The 19718-nt window shown below is 61.9% G+C and carries 21 protein-coding genes and 2 riboswitches; of the genes, 8 read left to right on the forward strand and 13 right to left on the reverse strand.

Going from position 1 to position 19718, the window contains the following annotated elements:
* Nucleotides 1–7: 7 nt before the first annotated feature.
* The 11 genes from H351_RS24705 to H351_RS24750 all read right to left on the reverse strand — a co-directional run bounded on the left by H351_RS24705 (nucleotide 8) and on the right by H351_RS24750 (nucleotide 11082).
* Entirely contained in the window at nucleotides 8–1126 is a 1119-nt protein-coding gene (locus H351_RS24705; RefSeq protein ID WP_019749502.1) for an LLM class flavin-dependent oxidoreductase, read from the reverse strand.
* On the reverse strand, nucleotides 1113–2735 hold the full coding sequence (locus H351_RS24710; protein WP_029254771.1) for a dipeptide ABC transporter ATP-binding protein: 1623 nt from the start codon (nucleotides 2733–2735) through the stop codon (nucleotides 1113–1115). Before H351_RS24710 ends, H351_RS24705 begins: the two co-directional genes overlap by 14 nt.
* The gene (locus tag H351_RS24715) at nucleotides 2732–3622 is read right to left on the reverse strand and encodes an ABC transporter permease (RefSeq protein ID WP_019749500.1); all 891 of its coding nucleotides are present in this window, start codon (nucleotides 3620–3622) and stop codon (nucleotides 2732–2734) included. Before H351_RS24715 ends, H351_RS24710 begins: the two co-directional genes overlap by 4 nt.
* Nucleotides 3615–4613: an ABC transporter permease gene (locus H351_RS24720; protein ID WP_003944382.1), complete on the reverse strand. Its 999-nt coding sequence runs from the start codon at nucleotides 4611–4613 to the stop codon at nucleotides 3615–3617. The genes H351_RS24715 and H351_RS24720 overlap by 8 nt, the downstream gene beginning before the upstream one ends.
* Before the next feature lie 2 nt (nucleotides 4614–4615).
* The gene (locus H351_RS24725; RefSeq protein WP_019749499.1) at nucleotides 4616–6253 is read right to left on the reverse strand and encodes an ABC transporter substrate-binding protein; all 1638 of its coding nucleotides are present in this window, start codon (nucleotides 6251–6253) and stop codon (nucleotides 4616–4618) included.
* A gap of 137 nt (nucleotides 6254–6390) precedes the next feature.
* On the reverse strand, nucleotides 6391–6495 hold the full coding sequence (locus tag H351_RS32965) for a putative leader peptide (RefSeq protein ID WP_019749498.1): 105 nt from the start codon (nucleotides 6493–6495) through the stop codon (nucleotides 6391–6393).
* Nucleotides 6489–6583, reverse strand: a riboswitch (SAM riboswitch). (Overlaps the previous gene by 7 nt.)
* Before the next feature lie 17 nt (nucleotides 6584–6600).
* On the reverse strand, nucleotides 6601–7191 hold the full coding sequence (locus H351_RS24730; RefSeq protein WP_019749497.1) for a GNAT family N-acetyltransferase: 591 nt from the start codon (nucleotides 7189–7191) through the stop codon (nucleotides 6601–6603).
* Nucleotides 7192–7199: 8 nt separating this feature from the next.
* Nucleotides 7200–8309: an FAD-dependent oxidoreductase gene (locus tag H351_RS24735; protein WP_029254770.1), complete on the reverse strand. Its 1110-nt coding sequence runs from the start codon at nucleotides 8307–8309 to the stop codon at nucleotides 7200–7202.
* A gap of 10 nt (nucleotides 8310–8319) precedes the next feature.
* Complete coding sequence (locus H351_RS24740) at nucleotides 8320–9291, reverse strand: ABC transporter substrate-binding protein (RefSeq protein ID WP_020968834.1); 972 nt, start codon at nucleotides 9289–9291, stop codon at nucleotides 8320–8322.
* A 34-nt stretch (nucleotides 9292–9325) separates the two neighbouring features.
* Nucleotides 9326–10111 (reverse strand): amino acid ABC transporter ATP-binding protein, encoded by a 786-nt coding sequence (locus tag H351_RS24745; RefSeq protein WP_020968833.1) that lies wholly within the window; start codon nucleotides 10109–10111, stop codon nucleotides 9326–9328.
* Nucleotides 10108–11082 carry an amino acid ABC transporter permease gene (locus H351_RS24750; RefSeq protein ID WP_029254769.1) on the reverse strand — a complete coding sequence of 325 codons (975 nt, stop codon included), beginning with the start codon at nucleotides 11080–11082 and terminating at the stop codon, nucleotides 10108–10110. Before H351_RS24750 ends, H351_RS24745 begins: the two co-directional genes overlap by 4 nt.
* Before the next feature lie 191 nt (nucleotides 11083–11273).
* A riboswitch (SAM riboswitch) is annotated at nucleotides 11274–11368 on the reverse strand.
* 199 nt (nucleotides 11369–11567) lie between these two features.
* Between H351_RS24750 and H351_RS24755 the strand changes: the two genes are divergently transcribed.
* The 8 genes from H351_RS24755 (at nucleotide 11568) to H351_RS24790 (ending at nucleotide 18019) form a co-directional block, all read left to right on the forward strand.
* The gene (locus tag H351_RS24755) at nucleotides 11568–12335 is read left to right on the forward strand and encodes a sulfite exporter TauE/SafE family protein (protein WP_003944404.1); all 768 of its coding nucleotides are present in this window, start codon (nucleotides 11568–11570) and stop codon (nucleotides 12333–12335) included.
* Between the two features lie 37 nt (nucleotides 12336–12372).
* Entirely contained in the window at nucleotides 12373–13188 is an 816-nt protein-coding gene (locus H351_RS24760; RefSeq protein WP_029254768.1) for an HAD-IIA family hydrolase, read from the forward strand.
* Nucleotides 13189–13475: 287 nt separating this feature from the next.
* Complete coding sequence (locus tag H351_RS24765) at nucleotides 13476–14033, forward strand: alternate-type signal peptide domain-containing protein (protein ID WP_020906667.1); 558 nt, start codon at nucleotides 13476–13478, stop codon at nucleotides 14031–14033.
* Between the two features lie 4 nt (nucleotides 14034–14037).
* Nucleotides 14038–14604, forward strand: coding sequence for a hypothetical protein (locus H351_RS24770; RefSeq protein WP_020906666.1), 567 nt, complete (start codon nucleotides 14038–14040; stop codon nucleotides 14602–14604).
* On the forward strand, nucleotides 14601–15245 hold the full coding sequence (locus tag H351_RS24775; RefSeq protein ID WP_020906665.1) for a signal peptidase I: 645 nt from the start codon (nucleotides 14601–14603) through the stop codon (nucleotides 15243–15245). Before H351_RS24770 ends, H351_RS24775 begins: the two co-directional genes overlap by 4 nt.
* A complete protein-coding gene (locus tag H351_RS24780; protein WP_020906664.1) occupies nucleotides 15229–15831 on the forward strand; it encodes a SipW-dependent-type signal peptide-containing protein in 603 nt (200 codons plus the stop codon). The genes H351_RS24775 and H351_RS24780 overlap by 17 nt, the downstream gene beginning before the upstream one ends.
* Nucleotides 15832–15836: 5 nt before the next feature.
* Nucleotides 15837–17423 carry a signal peptidase I gene (locus H351_RS24785; RefSeq protein WP_133053427.1) on the forward strand — a complete coding sequence of 529 codons (1587 nt, stop codon included), beginning with the start codon at nucleotides 15837–15839 and terminating at the stop codon, nucleotides 17421–17423.
* The gene (locus tag H351_RS24790) at nucleotides 17423–18019 is read left to right on the forward strand and encodes an alternate-type signal peptide domain-containing protein (protein ID WP_029254765.1); all 597 of its coding nucleotides are present in this window, start codon (nucleotides 17423–17425) and stop codon (nucleotides 18017–18019) included. The genes H351_RS24785 and H351_RS24790 overlap by 1 nt, the downstream gene beginning before the upstream one ends.
* Nucleotides 18020–18062: 43 nt before the next feature.
* Here H351_RS24790 and H351_RS24795 read toward each other — a convergent pair whose 3' ends face one another.
* Entirely contained in the window at nucleotides 18063–19286 is a 1224-nt protein-coding gene (locus H351_RS24795) for an O-succinylhomoserine sulfhydrylase (protein WP_029254764.1), read from the reverse strand.
* Nucleotides 19283–19711, reverse strand: a complete 429-nt coding sequence (locus H351_RS24800; protein WP_007726822.1) for a rhodanese-like domain-containing protein — start codon at nucleotides 19709–19711, stop codon at nucleotides 19283–19285. The genes H351_RS24795 and H351_RS24800 overlap by 4 nt, the downstream gene beginning before the upstream one ends.
* Nucleotides 19712–19718: the final 7 nt, after the last annotated feature.

The raw sequence follows: 19718 nt of genomic DNA on the forward strand, positions 1-19718 counted from the left end.
GTTCGCGCTACGCGAACTGATTGACGGGCAACTCGAAACCCAACCGCTCGCGCAGAGTCGGGCCGGTAGTCGGTCGCGGATTGAGAGTCGGCACCACGTCCGCCGCGATCTTCTCCACTGCGGCAGCCAAAGCCAAGGGACGCAGGACAACACCGTCGACCCCGGCCAGCCCACCGATCTCGCGAAGGAGGACAGTCAGGCCGGCGCTGTCACCGCGGTAGAACAGCGAGTGCGGGGCGTACGGTGCTCCCGCCCATTCCTCGAGTTCCGCCAGAGCGTCGTCGGCGGCTCCGCGATCAGCGCCGAGAAGCACGTCGACGTCGAGGAGAACCCTGACGCTGCGCCCGAGGGCAGCGGCATTCGCGTGGACCAGCTTGGCCGTGGCGTTGGCCTCGCCGAGGTCGGTTGCCGAGATCCGAATCAGATCTCCCCGCGCAACAGCGAGCTCGCGTGCCTCCGGCCTGCTCGCGTCGACTGCGATCAGCGGCTGCCCCTGCGGGGAGCGCGGCGTGATGGACGGCCCCTTGACGGAAAAGTTCTTTCCCTCGAAGTCGATGTAGTGCAGCTTGTCTCGATCGATGAATCGTCCGCTCGCAGCGTCCCGTATCTCGGCGTCGTCCTCCCAGCTGTCCCACAGCCGACTGACCACCTCGACAGCCTCGGACGCTTCCTCCCACGCGGACTCGGGGCCCTGCACTGCCTTTCGGCCGAATAACGACGCCTGCTCAGCGGTGTCGGACACCGCGACCTGCCAGCCGGCCCGCCCCGCTGAGGAGTAGTCGATACTCGCGACGGCCTTGGAGATGTGGAACGGCTCGGTGTGCGTGACTGTCGCGGTGGGAATCAGGCCGATACGCGAGGTCACAGCACTCAGCCGCGCCGCAGTTGCAACTGCCTCCAATCTGCCCCGCACTGCGTGCTGGCCCTCGGATTGCAGTCCGAACGAGTCAGGGAGGAACGCCAGATCCACCCCACCCCGATCCGCGGCGGTCACCAGGTCCACCCAGTACGAGGGCGTGAACAGATCTTCGGCGCGCGAATCCTCGCGTCGCCAGGAGTACGGATGAGCTCCGGTTCCCTCGAATTCGAGGCCGACCAGGAATGCTCCGGAACTACGCTCGGACATGTTCGGCCTTTCGTGTCGAATGATCCCGCCCGGGGATCGCGTCGAGAAGTGTGCGTGTGTACTCGTTTCGGGGATTGTCGAAAATCTCGGTGGTAGTGCCGATTTCGAGCAATCGCCCGGCCTGCATGACGCCGACGACGTCGCTGATCTGGCGAACAACCGCAAGATCGTGGGAGATGAAGAGATAGGTCAGGCCCAGTTCGCGCTGCAACTCGTCGAGTAGCGCCAGAATCTGCGCTTGCACCGAGACGTCGAGAGCGGACACAGGTTCATCGAGAACGAGCAGGTCCGGCTTCAACGCAAGCGCACGAGCGATCGCCACCCGTTGACGCTGGCCGCCCGAGAGTTCGGCCGGTTTGCGGCTCAGGAACTGCTCGGGAAGTGCAACCTGATCGAGCAACTCTGCTGCACGACTCTGCTGCTGGCTGCGTCCACCAACCTTGAAGGCCCGCAGCGGCTCCGCAACGATGTCCTGGACGGACAATTTCGGGTCAAGTGATGCATAGGGGTTCTGGTACACGAGCTGGATCTTTCGGCGCAGCTCGCGCAGATCGCTGCCCTTGACCTTCGTGATGTCGTGTCCGTCGAAGGAGATGGTGCCGGCATCCGCCTGCTCCAACCGCACGGCGATGCGCGCCGTGGTCGACTTGCCGGAGCCCGACTCCCCCACCAACGACACCGTCTGACCACGCGGAACAGTCAGCGATACCTCGTTCACCGCGGTGATCGAACTCCCGCGTCCGACGTTGAAACGCTTGGTGATTCCGGTCAACGTCAGCAGCGGGCTCGTATCCTGACGGACCGGCCGATCGACCGGTCCCGAGGACAGGCTCGGAGCCGAGTCGAGCAGCTTCTTCGTGTACTCGTGTCGCGGGTTGTCCAGAATATCTGCGGTGCGGCCGGATTCGACGATCCTGCCGCCCTGCATCACCAGGATCCGGTCCGCGCGGTCTGCGGCCACTCCCAGGTCGTGCGTGATCAGGAGCACGGCTGCACCGGATTCGGCGATTCGCTCGTCCAAGTGGTCGAGGATGCGTCGTTGAACCGTGACGTCCAGAGCACTGGTCGGCTCGTCGGCGATGATGAGGGCGGGGTTCGCGACAAGCGCGATACCGATCAGAACTCGTTGCCGCATACCGCCGGAGAGCTCGTGTGGGTACTGGCGTGCTCGGATTTCCGGCCGGTCGATACCCGCGCGCTCGAGCACCTCGACGGCGTCCAACCGGGCTTTGCGACGGTCTGCGAGGCCGTGGATCCGGAGGACTTCTGCAACCTGGTCGCCGATCCGCGTCACCGGGTTGAGCGAGGTCGTCGGATCCTGCGGCACCAAACCGATACGCGCGCCGCGGATTCGCTGCCACGCACGGTCGGAATACGAGTCGATCTGTTCACCCTCGAACTCGACGGTCCCGCCGGTGACGTGACCACTGCCGGCGAGCAGACCCAATATCGCGTGTGCCGTGGTCGACTTACCGGAACCCGATTCCCCGACCACCGCAACTACTTCGCCCCGACCGACGGTGAAGCTCACGCCGGATACCGCGGGCTCGGCGCCGTAGGCGATCTGTAAGTCGGTGACGGAAAGCAACTGTTCCTCGGTCGTGCTCATCGCCGGTTGTTCCTTTCGATCTCGTGGCCGATACGGTGTGCCGAGATGACCACGGCGACAATCGCGAGACCGGGAAGTGTTGTCATCCACCAGGCATTGGCGAGGAAATTGCGTCCCTCGGATACCAGCGATCCCCATTCCGGGGTAGGCGGAACGGCGCCGAATCCCAAGAAGCTCAGAGCCGACACCGCCAGTACTGCCTGCCCGAACTCGACAGCGGACAGCGCGACCACCGGCGCGTAGGAGTTGGGAAGCACGTGCCGACGCAGGACACCGAGCCACTGCACACCTGAACTGAACGCAGCCTCGACGTACTGAGCTCCGCGCACCCGCATCACTTCGGCACGCATCACTCGCGCGAAATTGGCGACCATACTGACGCCGACCGCGATGGCGACGTTGATGGTGCCGAAGCCGAGTGCGGTGACAAGGGCCAACGAGAGCAGCAGTGCCGGAATGGACAGCAGCACGTCGACGATGCGCATCAGCACGGCGTCGACGACGCCACCGACAAAGCCCGCGAGCAAACCGATTATCGATCCCGCCACCAATGCGATTCCGACCGCCACCAGGGTTGCGGTCAGGGACAGCGCGGCGCCGTGCACGAACCGTGTGTACAGGTCACGTCCGAGATTGTCGGTTCCGAACCAGTGAGCCAGGCTCGGGCCCTGCAGTTTGTCCGCCGGGACACCGGACAACGGATCGCCGCTGGCAAAGAATCCGGGTGCGACGGCAAAGCCGATGGCAAGCAACACGATCAACACCGGAATCACCAAGCCGGGCTTTCGGATCCAGCCGATGGCCGTGGACTCTCGGCGCGAAACAACAGGTGCCTTCGCCTCGACGCTCGGATCGAGGAGTAGGGGTTCGATCAATGTGTCAGACATGAGCCGGCTCCAGATCGGTCGAGCTTTCGGTATTCGACTTTTCGGTGTGACTCTTCTTCGTCTGGATGATCCGTGGATCTATCAAGGGGTAGAAGAGGTCGACCGCGAGGTTGACGAGCACGAACACGAGAGAGGCGAACACAACGACTCCCTGCACCACCGGGATGTCCTGCGCCATCACCGACGTCTGTGTCAGACGGCCGACGCCCGCGCGAGAGAACACCGTTTCCACAACCACCGAGCCCGCCAGCAGCGTGCCGACCAGCACACCGGCAATGGTGAATGCCGGAATGCTCGCCAGTCGCAACGCGTGACGGGTCTGCACGCGCCAACGGCTTGCGCCCTTGGCGTACGCAGTCTCCACGTGCGGCGAACGTAGCGTCGACTGCAGGCTGGTCGTGAGCACCTGCGCGATCACCGCGCCGGTCGGGATCGCCAAGGTGATCGCCGGAAGAATCACCGTTGCGAATCCCTTGTCTCCGAATGCCGGGAAGATGTGCAGACGGAACGAGAAGAGTTGCAGAAGAATCAGGCCCACCCAGAAAGTAGGCACTGCCACACCCAGCGGCGGCAGAGAGAACAACAGGTTCGCGAGCCACCGCTTGCGGGTGTAGGTAGCGAAGAACGCGATCGCCACTCCGAACAACACGGCCAGAACCAAGGCGGTGGTTGCCAGCACCAGAGTGCTGGGCAGCGCCGAGAAGATGGCATCCGTCACCGACTGACCGGTGGAGATCGATGTACCGAAATCGCCGCGAAGAGCATTCGTCAGCGACGTCCAGTACTGCACCCACACCGACTGGTCCAAGCCGTACCGCGCCCGAAGCTGATCGAGCGCGGCCTGATCCACTGCAACACCCTGACCGGACGAGTCGGCAGCCATGCTGACGGGGTCACTCGGCAGGAGGAACAGAATCACGAACGAGATGGTGAAGGCGGCCCACAGGACCACTGCGGCCTGACCCAGTCGGGTGAGTACGTATCGAGTCATGATTACTTACCCGACAACCATGCGTCGTAGAACTGCAGGCGTGAAGAGGCTTCGAAGTTCAGGTCCTGCACACTCGATCCGGCGCCGATGGCCTGTGAGAGCTCGATGGTCGGGATGGAGAGTCCACGGTCGAGGATCAATTCCTGTGCAGTGGATACCAGTTCGCCGCGTTGGCCGTTGTCCGTGGCTGCAAGCTGGTCTGTGAGTACCTTGTCGAGCTCCGGATCTGCGCCGCGACGGTTCAGGTTGCGGCCCTCGGTGCTGAACGATGCCCGCAGGATGTCGGCGTCCGCGCGAGTGCTGTTGTAATACAGCGAATCGTAATCACCCGATACTCCCTTCTCGGTCCATTCACCGTTCGAGACCAGGTTGAGCTGCAAGTCGACGCCGACCTTCTTGAGCTGCTGCTGTACGAGCTCGAGGATGGCCTGGTTACCCGAGAACACCGGACTGAAGGTGACGCTGAAAGTGAGCTTCTGCCCGTCCTTCTCGCGGATACCGTCGCTGCCGGCCTTCCAACCAGCCGCGTCGAGAAGCTTCGCCGACTTGTCGGCGTCGTACGTCACGACACTGGATTCGTCGCTGTAGAGCGGAGTGGTGTGAGCCAACGGGCTCGTGGCCGGGAAGAACGACGGATCCAGAACGGTGTCGACGAGTTCTTGGCGGTTGATCGCGGGAATGATGGCCTGGCGAACAGCCTGATCGGCGAGAACGCCGCGACTGACGTTGGGCTGGAAGAAGAAGCTCACACCCGGGTTCGGCCTTGTGAGGATTCGTCCGCCTGCGCCCTCGATCTGCGGCGCATCCTGCGGAAGCGCATCGCTGACCGCATCGAGCTGGCCGGAGGCCACGCTGCCTGCCCGCACACCGGATTCGGGGACCACAGTGAAGTCGACGCCGTCGAGGTAGGCCTCACCCTGATGCGCGACCGCGTCCGACGCCCAGTTGTATCCCGCACGCTTGGCGATCTTGACGCTCTTGTCCTGCTGCCAGTCGGTGTACACGAACGGTCCGGAGGCGATCACCGCGGCACCGGGGCAGCGCTGCTCGGATGCCAGCGCGGTGGTGGAATCGGCGAGGATTCCGAGCTGTGGCGTCGAAGTTGCCTGCAGGAACTGAACATTGGGTCCGGAGAAATTGATCTTCGCCGTGTGAGCATCTACGACGTCGGTACCCGTGTACGAGGACAGGTAACTCTTCGCCAACGACGCGTTCGGTCCGAGATTCTTGACCGAGTCGAAGGTCTTCTTCACCGAATCCGCCGTCACCGGTGTGCCGTCACTGAAGGTGGCGTCGTCGCGAAGGACGAACGTGAAGCTAGCGGCGTCGGGGCTGATCTCCCAACTCTTGGCGAGCCACGGGGTGATCTCTCCGGTGTCGGGATTTTGATCGGTCAGCGAATCCACCACGGTCCGAGTGACATACACGGTCTGGTTACTGCCGGCCTGGGCCGGATCGGCGCACGTCGGCGCCTGCGACAGACCGTAGCGAAGGGTTCCGCCGGACTGGGCGGGGCCTGCGTCGGCAGCACTGTCACTCCCGCTGCTGCAGCCGGCGAGGACGGTGCCGAGAACCGAGACAGCACCGATACCGGCGATTACGGTCGCGCGTTTGCGGGCACCGAATGAGGGCGAAGACACCAAGAACTCCTAAAGAGGCATGCCGAAGAGCGCACCCGTCGCCTGAGACGAGAAAGGCGATCGAGCACGAATCACTTGTGAGAGAAGAGAAAACAGACTTGTCGACGACTCGCCTGAGTGTGAATGACTGACCGAGGTCAGTTGGTACAGAAAGATCCCGCGGTGCGGCACAGGTCTACGTGACGACGCGACCAGGCGGTATCGAAACCGCCTTCGACTGCCTTCATTTCGTGTTCCTCCATCGGTCCTGGCGGTAGCACCCGCACCCGATCACTCGGGGGGTTGCTGCGACTTCAATGAGCCAGGTCTCTCGGTCGCTCTGGATGGTCGTTCGCAAGTGTACGAGGTTAAACCCGGGTGTTGTCAACCCGGTCGGTAGGAATTGCTGCTCGAGTCACATTTTCGAGGACCCGAAGTTGTTTCTCGAACGGGTGGATGCCCACCTCTTCGGGCGAGAGTGACGCGTCGTAAAGCGGTGTGTATCCACTGGACAGATACAGCGCGACGGCCTCGGGTTGCCGAGGACCCGTCGTGAGAAACACCCGGTTGTATCCACGAAGTTCGATCTCTCGTTCCAACTCGCGAACGACGGCCTTGCCGAGGCCGCGCTTCCGATAGTCGACCGATGTCCAGATTCTCTTCAGTTCGGCAGTGGTGGAATCGAATTGACGAAACGCACCACCGGCGATCGGCAGACCGTCGTGGGTGAGCACCAGAAGCGCACCCTGAGGGTAGGCAAATTCTTCTGCCGGATACGTCGTGAGATCCTCGAGCATCGCTTCGCGAGTCCCGCCGTAACGCGAACTGTATTCGAGTGCCAACTCCGCGATCAGTGGAGCTGCCAAGGGATCGTCCTGCGATACCGAATAGACCTCTACCGCTCCGACACCCTCGAGCTGCCGAGTTCCGAGCTCCAGTGCCACAACACTTTCCTCCATGAATCTGGTCAACGCTCCCCCAGCCTGAAAACTTCCGGAGCGAGGGTGGTTCCGTCGACGAGGTCCGCCACAAGTTCACCCAAGGCCGGACCGAACTTGAACCCATGCCCCGAGAACCCCGCCGCCACCGTGACGGCTCCGACTCGGTCGATGACGAAGTTACTGTCCGGCGTGCTCGTGTACAGGCAGGTGAGCGACTCGACACGGGTGGAATCGACACCGGGCAACCACGACTCGGCGTACTCCACCAATCGCTGCTCTCCGTCGATACCAGGGGTGTAGTCACGGGTCTGCGGAGTCACCACCGGCCCGGTCGCGTGTTCGCCGATCTTGATCCCGTCCTCGGAACCGAGCCCGTAGATCCCCGCGGTCTCCAATTCTGCGCCGGTGTGGTGAACGAAACTCGGCCACTCGACTCCGGGATCGAGCGGTGCGAAGTGTGCTGGTTGTTCCTGTGTCGTGCGCAGTGTCGGCAGTACGATCTCGGAGCCGAGACCGCTGTCTGCGATCAGATCCGCAGTCCACGCACCGGCCGCGATCACTACCTGACGAGCTGCGAGCGTTCCACTGTCCGTCACCACGTCCACGCCGTAGGACGCCCGCGCGAGTGCCAACACCCGAACATCGTGACGGATCTCGGCACCGGCGAACACCGCTCCCGCCTTCAGAGCGGTCACGGCGCGGTCCGCGTGCAACCGGCCTGCATCGGGATGATGGAGCACCGTGGTGTCGAATCGCAGCCCCGGCCAACGGGCGGACGCCTCGGCAGGGGTGAGGATCTCACCCTTGATGCCCGCCTCGAGAAGTATCTTCGCCTTGGACTGCACGGCCTGCGGCAGGCCGTGATCAACGGCACCGGTGAGTTCCAGGAACCCGATGTCCGTCGTGGTCTCCAACTCCCGCCACAGCGGCAGCGCGTCGGCCGCCAACCCGGTGTACAGGTGATTGTCGTACGCCTGCCGGTAGATGCGCGAAGTACCGTGCGACGCACCGTGCTTGTGCCCCGGCCCGAACTGTTCCAGCTGAACGACGCTACGTCCGCGCGCCGCGAGCCGCCAGGCGGCGGAGGACCCGACGAGTCCTCCGCCGATGACGATCGCATCGAGAATCTCACTCATGGACGAGAGCTCACTTGGTCTTCGGAAGGCCGGGCGGGTTGATCAGGGACGTGTCGACGGCTTCACTCGTGATGTTCCAGCGCTCGAGGATCTGCTGGTACGTGCCGTTCTCGATCGTGTGGTTGATCGCGTCGTTGATTGCCTTGATCAGGCCATTGTCCTTCTTCACCAGAACCGCGATCTGACCCTGCAGCGTGTCGCCTGCACCGGAGAACTCACCGACGACTTCGGTTTCACCCGACTGCTTGGCATGGAACTGCGACGACGGGTTCGGTCCGAAGTAGGCGTCGATCCGGCCGGACTGCAGCGGCAGGTAGTAGTCGGTGGTGTTCTGGTAATAGGAGATGTCGGTGGGCGCCAAGCCGGCCGCGACGTTCTGCTCACTCCATTTGACCAGCAGCGCTTCCTGATTGGTGCCCGAGGAGACGGCGATCTTCTTACCCGCGACGTCCTTGGGCTCCTTGATGGAGATCCCGGCTCCCTTCTTGGCTTCGAAGGCGAGGGTGTCGAGTCGGTAGGTGGCGAAGTCGTACTTCTCCTTACGCTCTTCCGTCACAGTCACATTGGACAGGAATGCATCAGCCTCGCCGGAATCGACGCGAACGAAGTTCTGTGCCCAGTCTGCGGTCTGCAGGTCGACCTTCAAACCGAGAACGTCACCGATCAAGTAGGCGAAGTCGGTCTCGGAACCGATGAGAGTGGTGTCGTCGTCGGCGTAGAAGCGGAGCGGCGGAGCGGAACCGGCACTACCGGTGACGCGCAGCGTGCCACGATCGCGGATGTCCTGAGGTAGCTCGGCGGCGATGGAATCCACCTTGTCGGTGGTAATGCGGTTCTGATCGGCCGTGAGGTTGTAGCCCGCAGCAGCGGTGACCTGGGCGCCGTCGGACTCCGCGTCCGCGCTGCTGCATGCAGCGCTGAGCAGTCCGACTGTGGCAAGAGCCGAGATCAGAAAAGTCGCGCGACGGGATGGGGAGAACATCAATTTTTCCTTCCGGGAATGAGTCTGGGTCGCGTCAGAGGACGCGGGAGAGAAAAGCTTTGGTCCGTTCGTGGACCGGATTGTCGATCACCTGCGAAGGTGGGCCCTGTTCGACGATGACGCCGCCGTCCATGAAGACCGCAGTGTCCGCCACTTCCCGAGCAAATCCGACCTCGTGTGTGACGATCACCAAGGTGGCGCCGTCACGGGCCAGCTGAGCGAGGACTTCGAGAACCTCGCCCACCAGTTCCGGGTCGAGCGCCGACGTCGGCTCGTCGAAGAGAATGACCGCCGGCCGCAGTGCCAGCGCTCGCGCTATCGCGACGCGCTGTTGCTGGCCACCGGAGAGTTGGCGGGGATACTCGTCCGCCTTGTCCCCCACTCCCACTCGCTCGAGCAGTGCGCGGGCCTCGCGGTACACCTCGTCACGATCACGCTTCTGGGCCGAGAGCGGCGCTTCCACCACGTTTTCCAACGCGGTCAGGTGCGGAAACAGGTTGAAGTTCTGGAACACGAATCCGATGTGCGAACGCTGTTTCAGGATCTCGCGGTCACGCAGTTCGTGGAGCCGATTTCCCTTGCGCCGGTACCCGATCAGTTCTCCGTCGATCCGCACGGTCCCGCGGTCGACCTTCTCGAGGTGATTGAGGGTGCGCAGCAAGGTGGACTTACCGGAACCCGACGGACCGAGAATGACGGTCACTTCGCCCTTGCGGACCAGGAGATCAACGCCGGCAAGTACTTCCAGCGTGCCGAACGACTTGTGAATTCCGCGCGCTTCGACGGCATACACCGTCTCTTCGGCCAGTTCTGCGGTCATCGGGTCGCACCTCTCGGAATATCGAGACGCGCATCGCGAATCTCTTCGAACTTCTTGCGCGCCTTCTGTACCGGAGTCAACGGAAGCGCACGGGCGGATCCTCGTGCATAGTGGCGCTCCACGTAGTACTGACCGATCGAGAGCAACGTCGTGAGGATGATGTACCAGATCGTGGCGACCATCAGCAGGGGCACGACTCGTCCGTTGCGGCCGAAGATGACCTGCACCTGGTAGAACAGTTCGGCGATTGCCATGGTGGAGACGATCGACGTTCCCTTGAAGAGTCCGATGACCTCGTTGGCGGCGTTGGGGAGAATCGCTCGCATTGCCTGCGGGAGAACGATCTTGAAGAACTGGCGACTGCACGGAATACCGAGCGAGTGAGCAGCTTCGATCTGGCCGTGATCCACCGAAATGATTCCGGAGCGGATGATCTCGGCCGAGTATGCAGCCTGGTGCAGCGCCAAACCGATGACCGCCGCGGTGAATCCGCCGATCACACCGCTGACCTGGAAGGTGAAGAACTCGGGCCCGAAAGGTATTCCGAGAGAAAGCGTCTGGTACAGGTAGGTGATGTTGAACCAGAAGAGCAGCTGCACGATGAGTGGAATCGAGCGGAAGGCCCAGATGTAGGTCCAAGCGATCACCTGCAGGACCGGGTTTTTCGACAACCGACCGAGTGCCAGGAAAACACCGAGACCGAATCCGAGGATCGTCCCCCACAGCGTCAGTTTGATCGTCATCCACAGCGCGGCGAGCACTGATTTCGCGGTGAAGTACTGCGCGAAGGTCGGCCAGTCCCAGCCGGGGTTGACGACGAGTCCGTGGATGAACTGAGCAAGCAGTACCAGCACGACCGCACTGATCACCCAGCGCAGCGGGTGCCAGGTGCGAGCAACGACAAGCTCCGAGTCCGGAAGTTGCGGCTCGGACACCGACTTTTCGGGGCGGACATCGGTGGGCGCGCTCACGGCGCGCTACCTGACGGAGTGGACATGACGAATAGACCTTTCGGGGAATGGGAACGCAGCTGTGGTCTCGAGTTGGTGAGCTCGAGTTGCGAAGACGACGGTTCGGTCAGCGACAGTGACACGAAGCGGTGCGGCACAGATCGATATGGCGGCGCCTGTGCGGAGCGTGCGAAGTGGAACCCATGTGATGCCTTCCATCGGTCCTGGCGGTAGCACCCGCTCCCGATCACTCGGGGGGTTGCTGCGACGTCGACGAGCCAGGTCTCTCGGTCGCTCTGGATGGTGAGCAAAGACTAGACCCGAAATGTCTAGTCGTCAAATGTTGTATTTCCCTGCACTGCAAGGGAAATGAAAGATCAACCAGGTTGAAATCGCACTGATTCCAACGGTGTCCGAAGCCGCGTTAGACGTGTTCAATGGAGTGTTCGAACGAAGACCGGGACCGCCGTCTGGACCGACTTTTCCTCTGCCGTACCGTCTGCGGAGTGAGTGGACTCGACGCATTCTTCATATTGCTGGCCGGCATCGGCGCGGGCGCGATCAACGCCGTGGTCGGCAGTGGAACGCTGATCACGTTCCCGACGCTGGTCGCCTTCGGCATGCCGCCCGTGACCGCGACCATGTCCAACGCGGTCGGGCTCGTCGCCGGCGGAGTTTCCGGCACCTGGGGCTACCGACGCGAGCTGTCCGGACAGTGGGATCGACTGAAGTGGCAGATTCCGGCGTCACTCGCCGGGGCACTACTCGGTTCCTGGTTACTCATGCATCTACCCGAGAAACTGTTCGAAACCATAGTTCCGGTGCTGTTGGTCCTCGCCCTCGCGCTCGTCCTCCTCCAACCACGCATCCAGGCGTGGGCCAAGAAGCGTTCCACCGAAGAAACGACGCTGTCCACCAAGAGGCTGATGCTCCTGACCGCCGGCACCTTTGCAGTCGGCATCTACGGCGGATACTTCACTGCCGCGCAGGGCATCCTTCTCATCGGTGTGATGGGTGCCATCCTCCCGGAAACCCTCCAACGCATGAACGGCGCGAAGAACCTGCTCTCACTGCTCGTCAACATCGTTGCAGCGGGGATGTACATCACTCTGGCGTTCGATCAGATCAATTGGGCAGCAGCCGGTTTGATCGCTGTCGGCTCGCTCGGCGGTGGCGTCCTCGGCGCCCGCTACGGACGGCGCCTGTCCCCCACTGCATTGCGCTACACGATTGTCGTCGTCGGCCTGATCGGGCTGTGGCGCCTTCTCGCTTGATCGCCCACATCGGGCGGCACCCGCACATACTGGAGTCATGACCAGTACAGAAGATCAGACCGGTTGGACCTACCTCATGGACATGGACGGGGTTCTCGTCCACGAGGAGCACTTGATACCTGGAGCGGACACGTTCCTGGCAGAGCTGGCGTCGAACGACATCCCGTACATGGTGCTCACCAACAACTCCATCCGAACCCCGCGTGACCTGCGAGCACGCCTGCTCAATTCGGGACTCGACATCCCGGAGAAGTCGATCTGGACGTCAGCGCTCGCTACCGCGACGTTCCTGGCCAACCAGCGGCCAGGCGGCAGCGCCTACGTGGTCGGCGAATCGGGCCTGACCACTGCCCTGCACGACATCGGTTACGTCCTGACGGACAGTGACCCCGACTACGTCGTCCTCGGCGAGACGCGCACGTACTCGTTCGAGGCGATCACCACCGCCATTCGCCTGGTCGAGCGTGGTTCGCGGTTCATCGCCACCAACCCCGACGCCACTGGGCCGTCGCGTGACGGCTCGCTGCCGGCCACCGGCTCGGTCGCCGCTCTCATCACCAAGGCAACCGGACGCGATCCCTACTACGTCGGCAAGCCCAACGCCTTGATGATGCGCTCTGCCCTGCGGTCCATCGGCGCTCATTCGGCTAACACGTTGATGATCGGCGACCGGATGGACACCGACATCGTCTGTGGCCTCGAAGCCGGACTGCAGACGATTCTGGTGATGACCGGGATCTCGACCCGCGCGTCGGTGGAGCTCTTCCCGTACCGACCCACAGTCGTTCTCGAGTCGGTCGCCGATCTTGTAGGAATGACAACCGATCCATTCCGTAGCACCGCAAACAATTGATTCAATTGCAAAACAAAACCGCGAGTCGGTAATTAACTGGTAAAAAACACTAGATTTGCCAGGATCCGACTCGTCCACTTTGTCCAACTGGACAAACAATCGGTTTTCTTCACTCCAAAATTACATACTGATAGTTATCTGCAGGTCAGAAGGCAATTTGTTCGACAGAGAAAGGTGGATCACAGTCGAAAAATAAATTTCGAAAAAGTAGTAACGAATCGTTTGCCGTGGCTGATACTCATGTCTGAACGACCCATTTCGGGTCCCAGACATGAAATGAGATTTTCATGAAGAAGCAGACCAAGGGCGCGATCGCTGCTGCGGCGGCCGGCGCCCTCCTCCTCGGCGGTGCGGGCTCGCTCGCTGTGTGGAGCGACTCGGCCGACGTCAGTGGCGGCGGACCCGTCACTTCCGGTGCACTCGACCTGAGCGCCTGCGCACCGGTCGGCGGCGGTTGGAACTCCCTCAACCCGACGAAGACCGCGATCACCAACATCTCGGCTTACCGCATCGTCACGACCGAGAGCATCGAATACACCTGCGACGTCACAGTGACCGCAGTGGGCGATCGTCTCGCGGCTGTTCTGACCGCTGATACGGCCGGCATCGTTCCAGGTGCCAACAGCGCCGAACTTGCCGCCGCTGTACAGCCGGTTACGACCATCAAGGACGCTGGTGGCAACCCGATTTCACAGATCACCAAGGTACAGAACGGCACGATCGTGCACGTCGGAGTCCGTCTGAACTTCACCGAGGTGGCCAACCAGGTCGCGCAGAATCAGTCGCTGAACTTGGCGGCGATGAAGCTGGTCGTCACTCAGACAGCGCTGACTCCGGCTCCGTAATTTCATGAGGAAAAAGGTCTGGGGAGCGATCGCAGTCGCGGTGGCTGCTGTAGCGGTGTTCGCATCGTCACAGCAGTCGCTCGCGCTGTGGTCCGATTCGGCGAGCGCGAGTGGTGGGACCGCAACCGCTGCCAGCGTCAACCTCACCGTTGGTACATCGGCCGGAACCAGTGCGGCGTACACCCTGGCGAATTTGACGACGGCCACGACGCCTGTGGTCCCGGGAAACACGGTGCAAGCTCCGCTCACCGTCAAGAATTCGGGGTCTGATCCTCTGCAGTGGCGAATGCAGTCGACGAGCGCACTTCCGGGATTCACGTTGACCACGTACGGAGTCGACAACGAAGGCGCCTGCCCGACCGGCGTGAACACCGCGGCTCCGGCAGTGACCCCAGTGACGTCCGGATCGATGAATGCATCGCTGCAGTACCCGGTTTCCCCCGCGTACATGCCGACTCCGCTCGCAGCCGGTGGCACCTACATCCTGTGTCTGCGGCTCACGGTGGGTGTTGGTGCGGTTTCCGGTCAGACGACCAACGCCACCTTCACGTTCCAGGCAGGGGCGGCATGACGAAACACTCGACCAAACGCGGTGAACGTACCGGCCCTCTGTGGTGGGTCACCTCTATCGTCAGTTGGACACTGCTGCTGGCGATTTCGGCAGTCATCGTCGCAACCATTGTCGTCCCCTTCTTCGCGGGAGCGCAGCGCTTCACGATTCTGACCGGTTCGATGCGCCCGACGTACAACCCCGGATCACTGGTCGTCGTCAAACCTGTCGATCCGTCCGAACTGGGGATCGGTACACCTATTACGTACCAGCTGGAATCCGGTCAGCCGACAGTCGTCACACACCGGATCATTGCCACGAGCGAAAACCAGAAGGGTGAAAGAACTTTCATCACCCAGGGCGACGCGAACGGTGAACGCGACGAGAAAGAAGTACGGCCAGTACAGATCCGGGGAAAGGTCTGGTACAGCCTTCCGTATCTCGGCTACGTCAACACTTGGCTCACCGGAGAGCAGCGCACCGTGATCGTGGTGATAGTCGTGACGACACTACTGCTGTACGCGGCCTACATGATGATCAGCGGCATCCGTGACGGCCGGAAGGAGCGAGCTCGAGCCCGATTGGCTCCTGACCCTTCAGCTTCCAACCTCCCCAACTCCGACCAGAACGAGAAAGGCCAGCACGATGCCCTCGCGCCCTGACCGTCCGGCCCACCGGATTCGTCACCTGTTGACCAGCACGCGTTTTCGCGCGCTGCTCGCACTGGGGATGGTGCTTGGCGTCGGCGGTGTGACCACGCTCGCGGCCTGGACGTCTTCCGCGACTGCGACTTCGGGAAACATCACGACCGGGTCGATCAATCTGCAGTTGAACACCACAACCCAACCCACGCTGACCACGACACTGAACTTCAGCCAACTCGGCAAAACCGGGATGATTCCCGGCGACTCGAACTCCGCGATCCTCAAAGTCAACAACGTGGGGGCAGGCGTGAATCTTCCTCTGAAATACACGATTACTTCCACCAGCGGCGGCGCGCTGACGACCTACTTGCGGATGACTGTGTCGTTGAACGGAACTGTGGCCAACAAATGCACAGATGGCAGCAATGTGGTGTTGTCCTTACCCCTGACCCTCACCGTAAATCAGGCGGTCGGTGCGCCCGACCGTTCTCTGGCTATCGGGGCAACCGATAATCTTTGTGTCTCGGTGACGCTTCCGACGAGTCCGACCCCACCGACGAGCAGCTCGTCGAGCATCGTCCTGAACTTCTCGGCAAAGGTGTGAGCGCCGTGTCACGACACACGAAGATGTCACCGAAAGCCTCGACGCCACGTCGGATTCACGAACTTCTGCTCACCCTCGGTGCCCTCGCCGGTCTGGCATCCATCGGATTGTTCATTGCCGGCTTCGCTTTCGGTATCACTCCGCTGATCTTCAAGAGCGGATCGATGTCTCCCACGATCGAGACCGGTGCTCTGGCATTCGCGCGCACCGTGCCTGCTTCGGAAGTTCAGGTCGGTGACATCGTCAGTGTCTACGACAACCAAGGCGTTCGAATCACCCATCGTGTCGAGACGATCGAGCAGCAAGGCAACAATCTTGCAATTGCACAGCTGCGCGGCGACGCGAATCCCGTCACAGACCCAGATCCTTACGTAATCACCGAAGCGGATCGAGTTTTCTTCAGCATCAACCGCCTCGGCTACGTGGCCGTCTGGCTGTCCGGACCGAGTGGGCTTGTGCTTGGTGCGATTGCCGTCGGAGGACTGCTGTACATCGCATTTCGCCCACGGAAAAGACCGGATGAAGGGGAACCCAGGCTGGATCGTCAGGACGCGCACGGCGATTCCCACGCCTTCAAGGCAATCGTCGCATTGGCAACGGTCGGTCTCAGCGTGGCGGGCATTGCGAACGTCGGCGGAACACAGGCCGCCTTCACGGGCATGGCGACAGCGGGAAGCATTTCGTTCACCACTGCTGCAAGCTTTCCGAAACCTCCCGCGTCAATGACCTGCTCGGACAAGGGAACTTCCGTCGTGCTCGCTTGGCCTGGCGTTGCCACGGATACATTTCGAATCATCGTCCGAAACGCAACCAACACCACCCAACCTCCGCTGATCAGAGACGTGACCGGCCTCTCGACGGCCCTGACGTTGTCCGATCTGCCGAGCGGCGGGATTCTCCTGTCGAACACGAACTACGACGTCGAATTACACGGACTCGTTGGAACTTACGTGACACCGGAATACACCGGGTACCGCATCAGCAGTTCGACACTGCTCATCATCCTCAATGACATGGCGTGTGTATCCGGACCCACGAGCGGAACCACGGCAGCCTCAGCTCCGGCCGCTCGTTCGGCGCTGGTTGCACAAGCTCCGAGTGCGACGACCACCACCTCCACCGCAGCGGTCAGTTCGACCACACCTTCACCCACGACTACTCCGAGCGCATCAACAACCTCGCAGGCCCCGACGTCCACCAGCACAACTACACCTTCGACAACCACCTCGTCACCGGCTACAACTACTCCGTCCACAACGACAACAACAACGACCATGACAACGACACCCACAACAACTACGACCACCCCGAGCGAGGTTCCCGTCGACGCCCCGGCGACCACGACCGGTCTCAGCGCCCAGAAGCTCTCGACTGCCAGCGGAACGGTTGTGTCCGTGTCGAATTCATCGGGCACTGAGGTATATCGAGGTCCCGTTGACAGCGACGCTGTACTGCATTGGCTCACCGGAACCGATCAGTTGTATGTGATCACCACTGGCGGCGTCACCGTCATCGACACGTCAGCGGGAGTCTGGGCCGAATCTCCTGCCCCGAGCGAACTTCCGGACGAGATCAAGGCCCTGGTGCCGTGATGAAAAAGACGACGAAAGCCGCCATGGCAGTCGCCGCGGCCGGAACTGTATTGCTCGGCGGCTCGGGCACATTGGCGAAATGGACGGACAGTACGACCCTGACGAGCGCCGCTGTCCAGTCCGGGACCCTGGATCTGGGAGCATGCGTGACCACGAGCGGCGGGGGCTGGTATTCGCAGGTCTACGTCAACGCGCCCACCAATCCGAATCCACTCGTATATATCCCGGACATCACTACCTACCGACTCAAGCCCGGATTCAACTACACGTATTTCTGCGATTCGAAGGTCTTGGCCACCGGTCCCCGGTTGAGAGCCAATGTGACGGTTGACAAGACCAAGTTGAGTGGCGGGCTCGCGACCGCCAGTGTCGATCTCCGCACTTACGTCACGGATCAGAGCAACAATCTTCTGTACGACAGCACGGCACCGACGCCGAACCTCATCCCGGTCACATCGGCGTTGAACAACACCAACCTGACCGCGCAGGTGCTGTTCACGATCTACCCCGCCGACACGACAAGCTCAGGTCTCACACTGAATACGACGGCGTTGACGATCGACGTCAAACAACTGGGTCTCACGCCCGCACCGTAGAACGCCTTGCCGTCGGAAGTTCGAGGCAAGGCGCTCGAGCGTTTCAGCCGAGAGCTCGCTTCAGATCAGCCAAGAGATCGGCGGTATCTTCCAGACCCACCGACAAACGCACAACGCCGTCGGTAATACCCACTGCTGCACGACCTTCCGGACCCATGGCCCGGTGGGTCGTGGTTGCGGGGTGGGTGATCAACGACTTGGAATCACCCAAGTTGTTGGAGATGTCGATGACGCGCAGGCCGTTGAGAACCTCGAACGCCCGCTTCTTGCCCTCGCCGTCAGGCGCATTGAGCTCGAACGTGACTACAGTTCCGCCGCCGCTCATTTGAGACTTCGCGAGCTCGTGCTGCGGGTGCGAAGTCAGGTACGGATACTTGACCCACTTGACGCCGGAGTGTCCTTCGAGGAATTCGGCGATCTCGAGTGCCGAAGCCACGGAATGCCGAATACGGACCGGCATGGTCTCGAGACCCTTGAGCAGAGTCCACGCATTGAACGGGCTGAGTGCAGGACCGGTGTGCCGCATCAGTTCTCGGACGGGACCGCTGATGTATTCCTCGGTTCCGAGGATCGCGCCGCCGAGCACGCGGCCTTGACCGTCGATGTGCTTGGTACCGGAGTACACCACGACGTCGGCACCCAGATCGAGGCTGCGCTGCAGAAGCGGCGTCGCGAAGACGTTGTCCAGCACTACCTTTGCCCCGGCAGCATGAGCAAGCTCCGACACCCGCCGAACGTCGACGAGGGACTGCATCGGGTTGGACGGCGTTTCGAAGAACACCGCAGTGGTCGGCACCGAGAGCGCTTCTTCCCACTGCGCATTGTCTTCACCGTCGACAAAAACGACCTCGACACCCCAACGCGGAAGGATCTCGTTGCACACGACAAAGCAGGATCCGAACAGGCTGCGAGCAGCCACCAATCGGTCGCCGTTGCCCAACAGCGCGCCCAACGCTGTGAAGACAGCCGACATTCCACTGGCCGTCGCAAAGCAGGCTTCCGCGCCTTCGATGAGACGCAGACGCTCTTCGAACATCTTGACCGTCGGATTGCCGTAGCGGGAGTAGACAAAATGATCCACCTCGCCGGTGAAGGCCTGTTCGGCGGCTTCTGCACTCTCGTAGACGAATCCGGAGTTGAGGAACAGCGCTTCGGAAGTCTCCTCGAACCCGGTACGCATCAGTCCGCCGCGAACTCCGAGAGTGCCGAGACCGACGTCGTCCGGCAGCGCTCGTTGAAATGCGCCACCCTGGGGAATTCCGCTCACTGCTGCCTCCATGGCAAGCCGATGGCCCGCCAACCTACAAGTCCGCGATGTCCGTCGGCACCCAATGCGCCTTCGAACCCGTCGAGCACGTTGTACGACGGGCCGATGCCCGCCGCAGTCGCAGCTTCCGCCGCACCGATGGAACGTTGTCCGGATCGACACAGGAAGATCACCGGACGCTCCGACCCGGAGGAATCGGCGGTGATGCCGGCTTCCTTCAACTGGTCGACGAAGTTGTCATTGCGCGCGCCGGTCGGGTGGCTCACCCATTCGATCAGTGCGGCCTGCTTGCCGAGGGAGGAAACATCGGGGACACCGACGTACTTCCACTCCGCATCGGTCCGCACGTCGACCAGCACGGCGTCGGGGTTTTCGCGGAGCAGCTCCCAGGCTTGCTCCGGCGTCAGATCGCCTGCGTAACTCACGTAGTCC

This window comes from Rhodococcus erythropolis R138 (genome assembly GCF_000696675.2).
In the GTDB taxonomy this organism is placed as follows: Bacteria; Actinomycetota; Actinomycetes; order Mycobacteriales; family Mycobacteriaceae; genus Rhodococcus_F; species Rhodococcus_F erythropolis.

Coding starts and splice junctions, on each gene's coding strand:
- H351_RS24705 (WP_019749502.1), bottom strand. CDS start 1,126: ATGTCCGAGCGTAGTTCCGGAGCATTCCTGGTCGGCCTCGAATTCGAG.
- H351_RS24710 (WP_029254771.1), bottom strand. CDS start 2,735: ATGAGCACGACCGAGGAACAGTTGCTTTCCGTCACCGACTTACAGATC.
- H351_RS24715 (WP_019749500.1), bottom strand. CDS start 3,622: ATGTCTGACACATTGATCGAACCCCTACTCCTCGATCCGAGCGTCGAG.
- H351_RS24720 (WP_003944382.1), bottom strand. CDS start 4,613: ATGACTCGATACGTACTCACCCGACTGGGTCAGGCCGCAGTGGTCCTG.
- H351_RS32965 (WP_019749498.1), bottom strand. CDS start 6,495: ATGGAGGAACACGAAATGAAGGCAGTCGAAGGCGGTTTCGATACCGCC.
- H351_RS24730 (WP_019749497.1), bottom strand. CDS start 7,191: ATGGAGGAAAGTGTTGTGGCACTGGAGCTCGGAACTCGGCAGCTCGAG.
- H351_RS24735 (WP_029254770.1), bottom strand. CDS start 8,309: ATGAGTGAGATTCTCGATGCGATCGTCATCGGCGGAGGACTCGTCGGG.
- H351_RS24740 (WP_020968834.1), bottom strand. CDS start 9,291: ATGTTCTCCCCATCCCGTCGCGCGACTTTTCTGATCTCGGCTCTTGCC.
- H351_RS24745 (WP_020968833.1), bottom strand. CDS start 10,111: ATGACCGCAGAACTGGCCGAAGAGACGGTGTATGCCGTCGAAGCGCGC.
- H351_RS24760 (WP_029254768.1), top strand. CDS start 12,373: ATGACCAGTACAGAAGATCAGACCGGTTGGACCTACCTCATGGACATG.
- H351_RS24765 (WP_020906667.1), top strand. CDS start 13,476: ATGAAGAAGCAGACCAAGGGCGCGATCGCTGCTGCGGCGGCCGGCGCC.
- H351_RS24770 (WP_020906666.1), top strand. CDS start 14,038: ATGAGGAAAAAGGTCTGGGGAGCGATCGCAGTCGCGGTGGCTGCTGTA.
- H351_RS24775 (WP_020906665.1), top strand. CDS start 14,601: ATGACGAAACACTCGACCAAACGCGGTGAACGTACCGGCCCTCTGTGG.
- H351_RS24780 (WP_020906664.1), top strand. CDS start 15,229: ATGCCCTCGCGCCCTGACCGTCCGGCCCACCGGATTCGTCACCTGTTG.
- H351_RS24790 (WP_029254765.1), top strand. CDS start 17,423: ATGAAAAAGACGACGAAAGCCGCCATGGCAGTCGCCGCGGCCGGAACT.